The sequence below is a fragment of the Spirosoma flavus genome (assembly GCF_054778555.1).
Map to the genome: position 1 here is coordinate 317,781 of NZ_BAAGZL010000006.1, position 14,981 is coordinate 332,761.

12 protein-coding genes are annotated in these 14,981 nt (G+C 49.5%); 4 read left to right on the forward strand and 8 right to left on the reverse strand.

The window, feature by feature from the left end; genetic code table 11:
- The first annotated feature begins 110 nt into the window (after positions 1 to 110).
- On the forward strand, positions 111 to 1,103 hold the full coding sequence (locus ACYVF1_RS26800; RefSeq protein WP_461084753.1) for a 2-hydroxyacid dehydrogenase: 993 nt from the start codon (positions 111 to 113) through the stop codon (positions 1,101 to 1,103).
- 91 nt (positions 1,104 to 1,194) lie between these two features.
- On the opposite strand, the gene ACYVF1_RS26805 is transcribed toward ACYVF1_RS26800, so the two are convergent.
- The 3 genes from ACYVF1_RS26805 to ACYVF1_RS26815 form a co-directional block, all read right to left on the reverse strand.
- Positions 1,195 to 2,124, reverse strand: coding sequence for a ketopantoate reductase family protein (locus tag ACYVF1_RS26805; RefSeq protein WP_461084755.1), 930 nt, complete (start codon positions 2,122 to 2,124; stop codon positions 1,195 to 1,197).
- Between the two features lie 50 nt (positions 2,125 to 2,174).
- Positions 2,175 to 2,951: a methyltransferase domain-containing protein gene (locus tag ACYVF1_RS26810; RefSeq protein ID WP_461084757.1), complete on the reverse strand. Its 777-nt coding sequence runs from the start codon at positions 2,949 to 2,951 to the stop codon at positions 2,175 to 2,177.
- Between the two features lie 71 nt (positions 2,952 to 3,022).
- Complete coding sequence (locus ACYVF1_RS26815) at positions 3,023 to 4,462, reverse strand: aminotransferase-like domain-containing protein (protein ID WP_461084759.1); 1,440 nt, start codon at positions 4,460 to 4,462, stop codon at positions 3,023 to 3,025.
- Positions 4,463 to 4,661: 199 nt separating this feature from the next.
- On the opposite strand from ACYVF1_RS26815, the gene ACYVF1_RS26820 reads away from it, so the two are divergent.
- Together ACYVF1_RS26820 and ACYVF1_RS26825 are read left to right on the forward strand one after the other, a co-directional pair.
- Complete coding sequence (locus ACYVF1_RS26820) at positions 4,662 to 5,861, forward strand: aminotransferase class V-fold PLP-dependent enzyme (RefSeq protein WP_461084761.1); 1,200 nt, start codon at positions 4,662 to 4,664, stop codon at positions 5,859 to 5,861.
- 57 nt (positions 5,862 to 5,918) lie between these two features.
- A complete protein-coding gene (locus tag ACYVF1_RS26825; RefSeq protein WP_461084763.1) occupies positions 5,919 to 6,515 on the forward strand; it encodes a DUF1572 family protein in 597 nt (198 codons plus the stop codon).
- 54 nt (positions 6,516 to 6,569) lie between these two features.
- Here ACYVF1_RS26825 and ACYVF1_RS26830 read toward each other — a convergent pair whose 3' ends face one another.
- The 5 genes from ACYVF1_RS26830 to ACYVF1_RS26850 all read right to left on the reverse strand — a co-directional run bounded on the left by ACYVF1_RS26830 (position 6,570) and on the right by ACYVF1_RS26850 (position 13,664).
- A complete protein-coding gene (locus tag ACYVF1_RS26830) occupies positions 6,570 to 8,855 on the reverse strand; it encodes a TonB-dependent receptor (protein ID WP_461084765.1) in 2,286 nt (761 codons plus the stop codon).
- 6 nt (positions 8,856 to 8,861) lie between these two features.
- Positions 8,862 to 10,223 (reverse strand): HupE/UreJ family protein, encoded by a 1,362-nt coding sequence (locus tag ACYVF1_RS26835; RefSeq protein ID WP_461084767.1) that lies wholly within the window; start codon positions 10,221 to 10,223, stop codon positions 8,862 to 8,864.
- A gap of 67 nt (positions 10,224 to 10,290) precedes the next feature.
- The gene (locus ACYVF1_RS26840; protein WP_461084769.1) at positions 10,291 to 11,445 is read right to left on the reverse strand and encodes a DUF3500 domain-containing protein; all 1,155 of its coding nucleotides are present in this window, start codon (positions 11,443 to 11,445) and stop codon (positions 10,291 to 10,293) included.
- Positions 11,446 to 11,802: 357 nt separating this feature from the next.
- A complete protein-coding gene (locus ACYVF1_RS26845) occupies positions 11,803 to 12,507 on the reverse strand; it encodes a LytR/AlgR family response regulator transcription factor (RefSeq protein ID WP_461084771.1) in 705 nt (234 codons plus the stop codon).
- A complete protein-coding gene (locus tag ACYVF1_RS26850; protein ID WP_461084773.1) occupies positions 12,507 to 13,664 on the reverse strand; it encodes a sensor histidine kinase in 1,158 nt (385 codons plus the stop codon). Before ACYVF1_RS26850 ends, ACYVF1_RS26845 begins: the two co-directional genes overlap by 1 nt.
- 528 nt (positions 13,665 to 14,192) lie before the next feature.
- On the opposite strand from ACYVF1_RS26850, the gene ACYVF1_RS26855 reads away from it, so the two are divergent.
- A complete protein-coding gene (locus ACYVF1_RS26855) occupies positions 14,193 to 14,921 on the forward strand; it encodes a DedA family protein (RefSeq protein ID WP_461084775.1) in 729 nt (242 codons plus the stop codon).
- The last annotated feature ends 60 nt before the right edge of the window (positions 14,922 to 14,981 follow it).

The window sequence follows — 14,981 nt, forward strand, 5'->3', positions numbered from 1 at the left end:
CACCGCTGGTTTTCAAGCTGAGTAGCATCATAACCGAACTTGAGCCAAATCATACTACGTAATCGGTTGTTAGGGCAACTTTGAAAGCATAAGTTTTACCCTGGCTCACCATGAAAATTGCTTTTTTCAGTGCGTTGCCATTTGAGCAACCCTGGTTCGACCAATACCAGCGCCATCATCAGATTTCCTATTTTCCTGAACCGTTAACGCTTACAACCGTTCACCTGGCTAAGGGGCATCAAGCTGTTTGTGCGTTCGTCAACGACGAGTTGAGTCGCCCCGTCTTGGCTGCCCTGAAAAAACAGGGTATTGATGTGATCGGAATGCGGAGTCTGGATGTTGACAATGTCGATAAACTGGCTATAAGCAAGCTGGGAATGACGCTGCTGCAAGTACCCGGCTATTCGCCCTATTCGGTAGCTGAACAGGCCATTACTTTATTGCTGGGCCTGATTCGGCACCTGCCCAAAGCCCATCAACGAGTGCAGGCCGGCAATTTCTCCATCGACGGACTGACGGGCACAGACCTGCATGGTAAAACAGTTGGGGTAATCGGTACCGGACATATCGGGAAAGCATTTATCCGAATTATTCAGGGATTCGGCTGTAAAGCAATAGCTTACGATATACAGCCCGACCGGAAATTACTGGAAACAGGGGTGCAATACGTATCACTTTCCGAGCTGCTCCAGCAGTCAGATATTGTTTCGCTACATTGTCCTTTAACGTTATTAACCGAGCATCTGATTAATGATCAGACATTATCCCTATTTAAGCCAAATGCGTTTCTTATCAACACGAGCAGGGGGCAGCTGGTCGATACGTTATCGCTTCTGAATGCGCTCGACAACGGGCGATTGGCTGGCTATGCGGCCGACGTATACGAATATGAACAGCACTATTTTCACTACGATTTTTCGGGCAAAACTATTTGGGATGAAGTCTTAAACCGGCTGCGATCTCATGCTAAAGTACTACTGACGCCCCATCAGGGATTTTTCACCAAAGAGGCAATGACACAGATTGCGCGCGGTGTGCTGAATCAATTCAGCTTCTACGAAAATCAGCAGACGAGCCCGGTAACCAAAGCGTCAATGTGTTAGCCCAGCTTCGCTACGTTAGCTTTTGATTGAACCAAAATTGAGTACGATTTCCGTCCTGCCGCTATGTCAGATGATTTAGCAATAATTCTTTCTAAGGGACACGGCTCATTTCTGACTTTAACTGGGTCAGTTCACCCAGGAGCCGGGTACGGATAGCTAATTCGGGCTTACCAATCCGTTCGGCAAGATGGGCTACAGCCAGATTCAACGTATCGATTTCGGTTTCGCGGCCGTGGTTAATATCGACCAGCGTAGAGATAAGCTGCCCATCTGATCGCTGACTGATTTGTAATAATCGCTGCTCGATGTCCAGCCGATCTACCAGCACGCCAACCTCTCCGGCCACCGTCACGCACTCACGAATAATGTCGCGCGCTATAGCCAATGCCGATGGACTCCGATGAAATAGACCATTATCGACGCCAAGCAGCGGGCAGATGGCGTTGAAAACGCAGTTGGTAATGACTTTTTCCCAGATAGTCTGCTGAATAGCAGGCTCAACCCGGAACGGAAACTGAGCTGTAGTAAGCTGTTCAACAAGTGACGAAAGGCGGGATTCAGGCCCCCGAATCACACCGATAGGCGAAGCAGCAACGGGCCTATAACGAACGACATTTGGTGCCTGCACTTGACTGGTTGCCAGTACTACACAACGGTATACCTCCGGAAAACCGGCTTCCAGAAACGGTTCTTCGATTCCCAGTCCGTTCTGAAGCAAAACTAGAGAGGAGTCGCCGGTCTTACCGATTAATCGATGGGCCAATTCCTCATTGCCGAACGATTTATTAGTCAGCAAAACAAGGCCGTCCAAATGCTCGGTCTGCTCCAGAGAACGTATCAGAATAGATGCCGTTATGACCTCTCCCCCATCGAGTTCAACCCGAAGGTCAGTTTCCTCGATTTCCGGCGCAATGCCCCGCCGACCACGTAGCAGTATAACGTTTTTACCAGACTGTTTCAGCAACACGGCTAGTGTCATTCCGATGGCGCCAACGCCAATGATGTAGACTGGTTTTTGCATAAAAAATTCGACGAATGACGTGCGCAGCTTGGCTATGAAACGAATAGAAATTAATTAAATGGCTTCACCGCTTTAAACCGGAGCCGCTTATAGTCAGCAAACCAGTAGCCATCGCGAAAATTGGTTGCTCGAAGCTGGTGATTCACGGACGATAAAACAGCCTGGCGGTCCTGGTCTGAAAGGGCGTTCAAACTATCTGCACGAAACATAGCAAGCCAGTCGCTTATGCCGGTTTCTGGGTCATCCAGTGGGGTATCGCGATCAAAAAACTCCGCCAACGTAACAGAGAATCCAGCGCGCTCCAACAACGTAGCATACTGCCCAACGCTCGGAAAATAATTCAAATCGACTGGTTGGCTCATACCCAGCTCATCCAGCGCCCTGCTCAATGCGGTCAGAATGCGTGCTACGTTACCTCGCCCGCCCATCTCAGCAATGAAACGACCACCCGGTTTGAGCGCCTTAAACACATTCGCCAGGACCGCAGGCTGCTCTGCCTCGGCAATCCAGTGCAACGTAGCATTGCTAAATATGGCGTCATATGGCTGGTCAGCAGCAAATTCCCGGGCATCGCCCCATTGAAACAGAAGATGGGGAAACGATTGCCGGGCGTTAGCGATCATCGATGCCGATGCATCCAAACCAACAACTTCGGCACCGCTTTCGGCGATTTGGGCCGTGAGTTCGCCGGTACCGCAGCCGAGATCGAGGATGCGTTCGTTACGTTGGGGAGCCAGTATATTCAATACGTCGGCACCAAAGTGAAAAACAAAAGCGTGCTTCTGCTGGTAAAGGTCAGCATTCCACGAGCGATCAGATTGACTCATATAGAATTCGCAGATTAGTAGCTAGTTGCCGATAAAGTAACACTCTCTTTATTAAAAAACTTGTCTGTGTTTCAGACGGCTAGCTGTTGATGAACAAGTTCTCCAATCGTTTGCAAACCTTTGGCAACGCGCTCGTCAAAAGGCAGGCCGTAGCTAAGCCGCATGCAATTGCTATACTGCGGTTGAAGGCTAAATAAACTGCCGGGCATAATACTGATTTTGTACGGAGCTAGTTGCTCGGCCAGCACCAACGTATTGATCTTGGCATCTACTTCGACCCATAATGTGAAGCCGCCCTGTGGCTCGCTGATACGTGTGCCGCCGGGGAAGTAGGTACGTATCGTCTGCTGGTAGCGCTGGCAGTTGCTTTTGAGCCGCTGCCGAAGTCGGCGCAGGTGCAGTTCGTAGCGATCGTTGGCCAGAAACGTAGCAACGGCCTGCTGGGTGATACCGGGGGAGAAACCCGCCTGATAACGCTTCACCTGTAGCAACGTATCATAATAGCGTCCGGGTGCCACCCAGCCCACCCGATAGCCGGGAGCCAGCGTTTTACTCACCGATCCGCACCACAGCACAAGACCCTGCCGGTCGAAGGCTTTGCAGGGAAGCGGCCGGTCTGGCGCAAAATGCAGGTCGCCGTAAAGATCATCTTCGATGAGGGGAATCTGGTACGTTTCCAGTAGTTGTACCAGCCGTTGTTTATGGGCGTTCGGCATGCACGAGCCGAGCGGATTGCTGAAGTTAGGCATCAGCAAACAGGTCTGCACCCGACCTACCCTCAAATGCTCCTCCAGTACGTCTATATCAACACCCGTCAGGGCATCGGTGGGCAGTTCGAGTACTTTCAGACCAAGCGATAAAACCGTTTGCAGGATACCGAAATAGCAGGGACTTTCCACCGCAACCGTATCACCCGGCTTGGTAACGGTTTTCAGGCAAAGGGTCAATGCAGCCGTACAACCCTCCGTTGTGATAATCTCGTCGTCGGTAAGGCGGCCGCCCCAAAACAGCGTGTACCGGGCAATTTGCCGACGTAGTGCTGCATTACCCGCAATCAATTCGTACTCGATGCCGCCGTTTGGCAAATCGCGTTGAGCCTGCTGAAGTGACTTCGCTAACTTACTGACCGGCAACAGCGATGGAGCTGGTACACTCAACGAAAATGGAAGCCAGTTCGGTTGTCGCTGCTGGTGCATCAGTCTCAGCAATACTGATTCCTGATCCGATATACTGTTCGGCGGGGCTATTACCTGCGGAGTTGATCGACGGGGTACCTGCCCCATTCGTTCCAACAGAGTTCGGACGTAGTAACCCGATTGGGGGCGGGCCTCGACCAATCCTTCGGCTTCCAGACAATAATAGGCTTGTTGCACCGTGTTGATGCTGACGCCAAGTTCCTGACTGAGACTACGTACCGAAGGTAATTTATCACCCTCGGTTAACGTACCAAGGCGCAATTTGTCGCCAAGCTGGCGAGCGATCTGCTGGTATCGGGGAATCGCTACACGCATGTGCTACGTTGTCTATCGCAAATTCTGGTTGACAGAACAAAAGTAGCGGTCGCATCTGTACGTATCACCATACAGATTTTGCCAAAGTGAACCGTACAGTTCAGCGGTAGCAGCTATTCCCGAAAAAAGTAATCTGTAAGGCTATCGAATTGGAAAAGTGTATCTGTTTCCGTACAGACTGACGCCCTTGTTTTGTGGTATGCAATCCTCAACAATACCCTACTTGGATATCGACCAACTGCGAGCCGATACACCTGGCTGCCGCGAAAGCCTATTTATGAACAGTGCCGGAGCGTCGCTGATGCCTCAGCCCGTGGTGGCGGCCATGCAGGATTACCTTCAGCAGGAAGCTCAACTGGGCGGCTATGAAGTTGAACGGTTACGAACAAGCCAGATAACCCGATTCTATGACGAAACAGCCCGGCTATTGAATACCCAGCCTGGTAATATTGCCTACGCATATAGTGCTACCGACGCCTGCATTCAGGTGCTATCGGCCATTCCGTTTCGGGCCGGCGATACAATTTTGACCACTACCAACGATTACGTTTCCAATCAGTTGGCATTTCTGTCGATGCAGCAGCGCTTGGGGATTCGATTGCTACGTATCAATGACTTACCCAATGGCGACCTCGATTTGACTCATCTGGAAGAGCTAATTTGGACTCATCGGCCAGTGCTGGTTGCCATTACTCACATTCCGACTAATTCGGGGATTGTGCTGCCGGCCGAAGCGGTAGGTAAACTCTGCCAGCAATATGGCGTCTGGTATCTGCTCGATGCTGCCCAATCGGCAGGGCAGTTACCACTCGATGTCACCCGCCTTCAGCCCGACTTTCTGGTAGCAACAGGTCGTAAGTTTCTTCGTGGCCCACGGAACACCGGATTTCTATACGTGTCGGATAAAGCACTGGAAGCCAAACTATCACCCCTGTTTGTCGACCGGCGGGGGGCCACCTGGACAGGACCGGACACGTTTACCTTACAGACAAACGCCCGCCGGTTTGAACCACAGGAAATTTCGTTGCTGAGCGTTGGGTTAGCCGAAGCCATTGGTTACGTTAATCAGGTAGGTATAGAAGCGATTGCAGCGCAGAATCAGCGCCTGATGCATCGGCTCCGAACAGGGCTGGAAAAACTCGACGGGCTTACCATGATGGACTGGGGTTCGCAGCAAAGCAATATTCTGACGTTTCATACGGCCCACCAACCGCTGCCCGACCTGGAAGCCAGCTTACGACGCAGACGAGTGGTTTTTACCGTGCAGTATCCAAATTTTGCGCTGATCGACTTCCAGCGGAAGGGCGTGGACTGGGTGATTCGATTGTCGCCCCACTATTTCAATACGTTGGACGAAATAGATGAAGTAGTTGATCTAATCGCTCATTTTTTACGCTGATCTTTCTTATTTAGCAAAATATCCTGATTGATTTTGGGCAATAACTGACTGTAAGACATGCCGACCAATTACCTGCCAAGTGCCATCCGTGAATTCGAGTATTATAAATTGCTGGGCGACAAAACATTGGCGCAGCTTCCCGATGATGCGCTTTTCTGGCAATACAACGAGCAAAGCAACAGCGTTGCCATACTGGTGAATCACCTTTGGGGTAATATGCTAAGTCGGTGGACCGATTTCCTGACGGCCGATGGCGAAAAAGAATGGCGTGATCGGGAGGGCGAGTTTACCAATCAGGTGCAATCTCGAGACGAACTACTGCAAAAATGGCAGGAAGGCTGGAATCGTCTGCTATCGACTTTACGCTCGCTACAGGAAGACGATTTAACAAAGATCATCTACATCCGAAATCAGGGGCATACCGTGCAGGAAGCCATCAACCGACAGTTAGCGCACTACCCGTATCACATCGGGCAACTGGTTTTTCTGGGAAAAATGCTGGTAGAAGACTGGTCGTCGCTCTCTATTCCAAAAGGCGAATCCAGGCAATTCAACGCCAGCAAATTCGCTCAACCAAAACGTAGAGAACATTTTACGACGGAAATTCTTCGCGAGAACTCCCCTACTTCCGAATCAGACAGTCCCACGACGTAGCAATACGTTGGCAGAATCATTACCTACGATAAAGCACAGACAATCAGTCAATAATCACCAGAAGTAGGTCAGGCTCAGACGGGCGAAGAAAGGCGTTCCGGGCGTAAAATGAATTTCTTCGATTGGAGACGCTTCCCCTTTTAAGCGGCTCTCGGTGGCGAACTGGGTTTCTTTCCAGCGCGTATTGAGCAGGTTTTGCACCGACAGGCCGAGCGTATAATGCTTTCGTGCGTAGTTCACCTGCATATCCGTCACAAAGTAGCCTTTGGCGATAATGGAATTATCTTCATTGGCAGGACGATTAGCCATGTAACGATAACGTAGTGAGCCACTTAAACCATACGATGTTTGCAATGATAAACCACCTGTTGACGTAAATACGGGAGCCAGAGGCAGATAATTCTGGCCCGGACTATCCAGTCCGGTCTCAGCATCCAGCGAACGAGGATTGGCGGTGTTCAGATCAACGTCAGCATACAGGCTTTTTGTCAGTTGATACCGGGCCGATACATCTATCCCCATCCGGCGCGAACGGCCGCTTGGTTCTACTACGCCCTCATCGCCCACGTAGACAAATTCCTGTTTCATGTACAGATACCAGGCGGCTGCGTTGATGAGCATTTTGGGAAATGGCTTGACGATGACACCTAAATCGGCGCCATAAGCCCCCGGCAAAATTTCTCGCCCATACTGAGCCGTCACGACGCGCGCATCGTTGGAATGAAATCCTTTACCCGTATTTAAATAAAACTGAACCTTCGGATTGACGGTATAGTACAAACTCAGCTTTGGCGAGACAATGGCCTGTGCTACGTGTTTCGTTGGTGCGGCCGACGTGGCCAGCAAATCTTCGTATTGAGATCGGAAATAATCAACCCGAACGCCCGCGTTGACGGAGAAGCGACTGGACAGTTGAACAACCTCATCCGCATAAAGTGCTACGTTAATTTCGTTGACATTCCCGAACTGAATCTGATTCAGCGTCTCCACCCGATTTCGGGTGTGCGACAATTCCGTTCCGTTGGTAATATCCTGCCGATACTGAGCGCCCAACGTAGTGGTCCAACTGGTTTTGCCAATGCTGGTCTGAGTGGAGTAACTGCCGTTATAGCCGAACAGATTCCGGCGCTCTTTCTGCCGAATCTGATCGCCATTGACCGTATCGTTCAGAAAAAAAGTGAAGTTGGAATACAGCTCAAAGTTGTAATTGCTGTAGAAAAACTGGTTTTTGATAACGTGATTTTTGGGCGTCACCGTTACCAGTTGAGCGTTCAGGTTGGTACGACTGGTTTCTCCGCCTTCGGTCGGATCGATGGAACCGAACCAGCCAATCTGCCCCGACTCCACTGCCCGATCCGGTATCTGACCAGAGTGATTCCATTTGCTCCAGAACGTAGAGGCCGTCAGGGTCAGGTTAGTATTGGATGCAATGTGGCTGTGGTATTTACCCACTACGTTCACCCGTTTAAAATGCTGTGGATTATCGAAGTAAGAATTCAAATAGGAATACTCCGACGCTACGTAGGCCGACTGGTTCTTGTCCTTTCCTCGCTGCCCCAATAAATCAATCCCGGCAACGGCGCGATACGTATCAAATTGACCTGCTTCCAGCTTAACAAACGAACGATCGAGAGCTGTACGAGTCCGAAAATCGACCCAGCCTGCTGTCGCTAAATTGCCTTTATCCGTAGTGTAAGGTCCTTTTTTAAAATCGACGCCTTCGACCAGTTCAGGAATCACAAAGTGCAAATCAGCGTAGCCCTGCCCGTGCGCATGAGAGACCATATTGACCGGCATTCCATCGACAGTCAGGCGAATATCGGTGCCGTGATCAAGGTCAAAGCCGCGCAGAAAAATCTGTTCAGCTTTGCCACCGCCCGCGTGTTGGCCGATAAACAAGCCCGGAACAGAACGAAGAATTTCCTGCGAATTGGCGATAGGGCGCAATTTAATATCCAGGCTACTAATGAGTTGCTGGTCGTGAGCGCGTGTTGCCGATACGTTCACCTGCTCGAGTTGAACGGGTGCACTAACCAGAGAAATTTTAACAAATGTAGTCTGATCATCGCCAACAGTCGTTGTAACGAGTTGGTTTTGAAAGCCTACGTGAGAAAATTCAAGTTTATACGGAGCAGATACCAGGTTTGTAAAGCGAAACTGCCCCAGGTCATCTGTAAGCGCCAATTTACCGATTCCCGTCAACTGAACCGATACGTTACGTAGGGGCAAATTCGTCGATTGATCGTAGACGATACCGGCAATTGTGCCCAGGTGAGCAAATGCAAACTGGACTGATAATAGACCTGCCACCAACGTAGCAAGTATGTTTTTTACGTTCATTAGAAGCTAGAATACAGGAAGTTGGCTCGCCCGCTTCATTCGCCAGGTGAGTAGTAAAGCCGTCACGGCCAATACGCCCAATCCATACGGAGCAAAGGTAGATACGAATTCGATTCCCTTCGTCAAACTATTTGGCTGCCCTGTGATACGTTCGACCACCCAGGCAATAGCGGCTACGGCCGCCAGACCCGCCCCCGTCAACCGAACAAGTCTGTAAACTTGTGTACGACTCAGCAGCATCAGCCACGGAATTGTCAGTAAGATGATAAACAACTGCATCAGTTCGATGCCCAGATTAAATCCTAGAATACTCAACGCCATTGGGCCAGCGTCGAGTTGCAGATTGGCCAACGTACTGGCAAACGCCAGCCCATGAATCAGACCGAAACCAGCCGCAATCCAGGCTTCGCGACCCGGAAAAACTGGCCGGATGGCATGGATAGCCGACACCAAAATTGATATTGCGATCAGAATTTCGACGGGTTGCGAAGGGAGCCGCACCCAGCCCAGTGACCCCGCCAGCAACGTAACAGAATGACCCACCGTAAAGGCCGTTACAATCATCAATAGTCGCTTCAGGCTGTATTGCACCCCGCCAAACCGTCCCCAGCGATTTCCTCTTACCAGCAACGTAGCGGGCAACAGCAGCACCAATAAAAACAGTAAATGGTCGGTGCCCTCGGCAATGTGTTGCATGCCTAACTTCACCATCGCCGTGAAGCCGTTCCAGAAACTGCCCGGTCCGGCGGGGCCCGAAGCCAGATTGACCGACAGCGGGAGAATACGATTATTGACAATATCCAGACTGATTTCACCCACTTGTACCGGCTCGGTTTCAGCGAGTTGTCCGCGCTCCCAGTCCTGACGTACCGCCACCAGAATTTTGTGGGTCATGACCTGATGCAGCACTACGTCGTAGAAAAAAGTAAACGTCCGTACGTCTTCGTCCGGACTGGATAGGCCCGCTGGGGGAAGCATCTGCACCTGAGCCGTAAGTTCGCGGTATACGCCGTTAATCGGATTCTGGCTTTCGTGGACGGTCAGTTCGCCAACCGTTACGTTCCAGAAACGACCATCGGGACTTTGCGGACGGATGTGCGCTTTTAGGTACTCCCTAAGCTGCGGCCCCAATCGCGCGACCAGTCCCGCGGATGAATCATTTACCGCATGACCCCAGGCCGACTGCAACTCAACAAGCGGAATTTGCAGCTCGGCATCAATGCGATGGGCATGGACATTGAGCAGCACGACCGAGTTCGGCATGGGGTGGGCAGTGGCTAATTCAGGCTTCCCTATCGCCAATCCGAGTATGGTGACTATCAACAGCCATCGCGATAGACGGCTGTTGAATTGACTTACTTTATTCACTGAAAAAGACGTTAACATCATTTTTGTTTATGACTGACCCATCGAAGTTGGCGATGTACGCAGCGATTTAATTGCCGCCATAATCGGCGGTATGATCGCGCCAAACCGAGTGTGAGTGAGGAGTATTTCGGATGATAACTCCGCCCTGATACGAAAATTCAATCCATACACTCGGCCCGTCGATACGTACATAGTCACCTTGGGAAGCCATAGCGGTTGTGCCCGAGTAAGAGACATATGTATTCGCTAATTCCGACGTGTATTTAGTCAACACAGCGGCCGACGTAGCAGCATCTAAGTCATTCACGTAAAGGCGAATAGCGTTCAATACCAGCGCCTGTTTATCGCTGCTCAACGTACCGACCTGTAAACCTGATTTGGTTGCCGGAAATTTACCATCCTGACCTGGGCCCAATATTAAATCGTTAAAGCTACCGGAAAGCTTGGCGGTTGTTTGTTCGCTGGCACTCAGGCCCGTTAACAACGTAGCAAATGCGACCCGCTCTTGTTCAAAAGCCTGATACGTCCGGCTGCCCGCAGTAACAGCCGCCTGTGGCTCGGTGCCCCGGAAAGCGGGCGTAACACCGGTAACAGCTCCTGCGTTAAACGTAATGGGCTGGGTATAGTGGTGACCCGTGAACAAAATGGCCCATAAACTGCTGGTGCTGGGCGTTCCCAAAAACGAGACGTAATAATTACCGGCCCCATACGTAGAACCCCCACCAATTGTATAGAGATAATCGTCAGCAACCAGGTTTCCCAGCATCTCGTCGTACCCTTCGTTCGTACCACTCAGCGCCAGTACAGCGACCATCAGGTTGCGAAAAGCTAAAAGTTGCGCGTCACTAAGCGCACCCAGATTGATGCCGATTCGAGCCGACATGCCGGCGGGCAGATTCGACCATTTTTGCGCGTTGGCCTTCGAGTAGGTCAATTGTACAGTTGATACCTGGTTGGTGCTCAAGGTAGCCTTGAAGGCTTCGGCCAGACAAACGATCTGAGCCACACCGGTTGAATTACAAGTGGTTGTGGTGGCCGTTGCCGACAGCGTTGTTGTGATCGAACTGGAGCTGTTCGATGTTGAACCTGTCGAGCCAGTAGAGCCCGTTGTGGTAGAACCCGTTGTACTGGTTGCATCGACATCCGTTGATTTGCAGGATTCGATGAGGTTGCTGAAACCCAGTAGGATCAGCAGGAAAATTGTTACGTTTTTTCGTTTCATGATGTTTGCTGAATGCATTCTATTCAGCGCTTAATTGCTTATTTACCGAATACTTTAAACTGTTAATCGCTGTTGCACAGCCCGTTCGCAGTTGGGGTAAAGAGCCGAAATCTTGTGGTGAACGTACCGTTTATCGACCAACTATCCCTTCCAACGCAGCGCCTTCACAACCGGTGGACTTCGCTGACAAAACAAAGATCGGTAGTAAAAAACCGGCTTGGGGAAAGAAGTGGTTAACCCCATCAGGTTAGGGGTAATCAGCCTGATTTTGTGGTGAATCAGGTAAATTCTGGGGTTGAATCAGGCTGTTGACTTAGCCAGAAACCGAACGGCAGTACGTGAACGATTGGGTACGCCTTATTTCATGAATAGACTAAAAAAATCTTTTTCGTAACTACTCCCAATGGGAATTTCCTCTTCACCCATCAGAATCATACGGCCACGAATCGACTGAATTTTATCGATCGCGACAATGAAGGAGCGGTGAACGCGAATGAATTTATTCGCTGGCAGCTTTTCCAGCATGGCTTTCATCGTAAGCCGCAAGACTAAAGGATGCCCTTCTTCCAGATGAATTTTCAGGTAATTATCTAATCCCTCAATAAAAACAATGTCGGCAATTGTAACTTTTACCAGGCCATAATCCGCCCGAAAGAAAAGATGGGCTTGTTCAGCGCCCTGAATACCAGCGCTCTGCATTTGCTGGATGGCCCGCCAGCGCGTTTGGGCACGCTGCGTCGCTTTCGTAAAACGGTCGAAGGTATAGGGTTTCAGCAGATAATCTACAGCTTCCACTTCGTAGCTTTCCAGCGCATACTCGCTATAGGCCGTTGTGAAAATAACGAGGGTTTGCTGAGTGATGGATTTAAAAAAATCAAGTCCCGACTCCTTCGGCATATTGATGTCCAGAAAGATCAAATCGACAGGATTCGCTTCCAGATACAAGCGAGCTTCGCCAGTCCGGGTAAAGGTTTTAACCAAGTCTACGTAATCAATTCGGCTGCAAAAGGCCTCTATGACATCCAGGGCTGGACGTTCGTCGTCGAGTGCAATGGCTTTCATCAGGATAAAGTCAGGGTTAAGCTGACATGGAAATCGGTCGGATTGTTGTCAATAGTTAACTGATGAGCGTCGGGATAAAGTAGCCGTAACCGTTCTTTCGAGTTTTGTAAACCTATACCCGTTGAATTTTCAAACTGGATAATCTCTACCTTTTTGTTGGCAACATAGAGGCTTAAGCGATTTTCTTCAATATGAATCTGAATATCAATCTGCGATTCTTCATCAGGACTCACCCCATATTTAAAGGCGTTTTCAATGAACGAAAACAGCAACAAAGGCGCAATTTCTAAATGTCTCTCGTCGCCTTCCAGTTGGTAGTTTACCTGCACGGCATCGCGTAATCGAGCTTTTTGAAGGTCTATGTAATTGCCAATGTAATTAATCTCTTTAGATAGGGCCACTTTGTCACGGTGCGCATCGCGGATGATGTACCTCATGAACTCCGAGAGTTTGACAATGGTATCAGCCGTTCGTTCATCCTGACGAATGGCCAGCGCATAAATGCTATTGAGCGTATTGAATAAGAAATGCGGCTGAATCTGCGCTTTAAGCTGGCGAAGTTCGGCCTGTAACTGGTCATTCTCAACCTGATGGAGCCGACTGGCCGTCTGAACAGAAATGGAAATAAGCGAACTGACACTGCCCAGCAGAAAAAAAATGGCGAGCTTAACGGGAAGGAGCAACGTAAAAGGCGGTCGATGCCGATCAATGTTACGTTCCCCATCTGGTGGATAAGGTGAACCATCAAGCGCATGCGGTCCTCCCTGCCGATCAAATGGCCTGTGCTCATCAGGATGCGATTTACTACGTATATCTGAGGGAAAATCCAGCATCATTTCCTCCACAAAAATCTGGCGTGCCCAGGCAATTGGCGTATTTTCCCGTGGTAATTTGAAGAAAAACCATTGCTCGATGCGATACGGGAAATATACGGCTGCCAGTATGCAACTAACCGTAAGTAGCGCATATTTTCGGTACTGCTTCGTCAGAAACCAGCGAGGGACAAATACAGTATGGTTTAAATACGAGAACAGGACCAGCAGAATATAAGCCAGCCCATTTTGTACCAGATGCTCATGTGGTCTCAGTGGAGACCAGCTTACGCCATTATATACGGTATAAACAAGCGGCAGAATTACCAGGGCAATTCCGATCAATAGGTGGGTACTATGGGTTCTTAGCCAGACTATCATTCCAAAGAGCGATACGTTACAAAAGTACTACAACCCCTTACCAGACAGACATAAATGTGGTTGAACACCAATTTTTTGGGGTGAATAATCTTACAACTACTTACTTACGAAATGGATTAGCCATCGCTTTACGCTACGTTGCTACGTTCTGCATTATCGGAAAACCGACAAACCTGGCTACAATCCTGAGATGTGAGTAGCACACCCGAATACTGGTGCGGAAAGGCAAGGTTAATTGCTGATGTTTTCGGCAACAGAATTTTTTAAGATCGGCCGAGGTCATACCCTGAAACGGAATAGGCTTTTATGGCTCCTGACAAGAATGGGCTTCGAAAATCTATTGCATGTTTCCTTTACGTTTTAAAAGGAATTTAAAGTGACAGCAGAAGTCGTGGCCGGAATGCAGACAAACCGTCTGCAACAAACCTGGTTTATTGATAACCATTTGACCTTTAGTGAGTTTTACTACTACTCAACGTTATCTAATGAACTATGAATTTCCAGGAACTTATGCTCACCTACGGCTATCCTATGCTGTTCCTTGGCGTGCTGCTGGAAAGTGAAGCCTTTTTATTGGTTGGAGTTTATCTGGCCCATCGAGGTTATTTTTCCTTGCCAGTTGTCATTAGTTTAGCCGCTCTTTCGTCGTTTTGCATCACGCAATTCTGTTTTCTACTGGGGCATCGTTATGGCCCTGCCTTTATTCGCACGCGGCCTCGTTGGCAACTCCGTTACCAGCGAATTGAACGATTGATGAACCGCTATGGCACGGGGCTCGTAGTTGGATTCCGGGCGCTGTATGGTCTACGAGGAGCCATACCCGCTGCTGTTGGTCTGGCTGGTTTTTCCTCCGTTCGGTTTATGTTCTACAACGCACTGGGTGCCTTAGTTTGGGCAATAGGTGTGACTTTTTTAGGCAGCAATCTGGCTCAAGGATTCAATCAACTTTATGATCGACTTCAGCCTTCCGAAACAATGGCCCTTTCTGCAATAATGGGCATATTGGGTTTATGGTTTGTTTATCAGCTGATTAAGCGACACCGTTTGAAAAAGCAACAAATAGGCAAACCGGAGGCTGAGTATCAAACCATACCGCTTAATCAGCCATTACCCAGCACCAGTGACCTTAGCTATAATCTCGCTGCCAATGAGCTGTCAGGTGACGTGTTATCTCTTACAGACAACAATACTTCCACCCCTTTAAAATCATCAATAGATTAAGCCGCTGTACAAGGGATTGACAATGAACCTCCGGATGGTCGCGCCGTAATTCGTAAACCA

What these genes read in the sequence shown, in the direction of transcription:
- ACYVF1_RS26810 (WP_461084757.1), bottom strand. Translation starts at nt 2,951, where the DNA reads ATGAGTCAATCTGATCGCTCGTGGAATGCTGACCTTTACCAGCAGAAG.
- ACYVF1_RS26820 (WP_461084761.1), top strand. Translation starts at nt 4,662, where the DNA reads ATGCAATCCTCAACAATACCCTACTTGGATATCGACCAACTGCGAGCC.
- ACYVF1_RS26845 (WP_461084771.1), bottom strand. Translation starts at nt 12,507, where the DNA reads ATGAAAGCCATTGCACTCGACGACGAACGTCCAGCCCTGGATGTCATA.
- ACYVF1_RS26805 (WP_461084755.1), bottom strand. Translation starts at nt 2,124, where the DNA reads ATGCAAAAACCAGTCTACATCATTGGCGTTGGCGCCATCGGAATGACA.
- ACYVF1_RS26825 (WP_461084763.1), top strand. Translation starts at nt 5,919, where the DNA reads ATGCCGACCAATTACCTGCCAAGTGCCATCCGTGAATTCGAGTATTAT.
- ACYVF1_RS26800 (WP_461084753.1), top strand. Translation starts at nt 111, where the DNA reads ATGAAAATTGCTTTTTTCAGTGCGTTGCCATTTGAGCAACCCTGGTTC.
- ACYVF1_RS26830 (WP_461084765.1), bottom strand. Translation starts at nt 8,855, where the DNA reads ATGAACGTAAAAAACATACTTGCTACGTTGGTGGCAGGTCTATTATCA.
- ACYVF1_RS26840 (WP_461084769.1), bottom strand. Translation starts at nt 11,445, where the DNA reads ATGAAACGAAAAAACGTAACAATTTTCCTGCTGATCCTACTGGGTTTC.
- ACYVF1_RS26815 (WP_461084759.1), bottom strand. Translation starts at nt 4,462, where the DNA reads ATGCGTGTAGCGATTCCCCGATACCAGCAGATCGCTCGCCAGCTTGGC.
- ACYVF1_RS26855 (WP_461084775.1), top strand. Translation starts at nt 14,193, where the DNA reads ATGAATTTCCAGGAACTTATGCTCACCTACGGCTATCCTATGCTGTTC.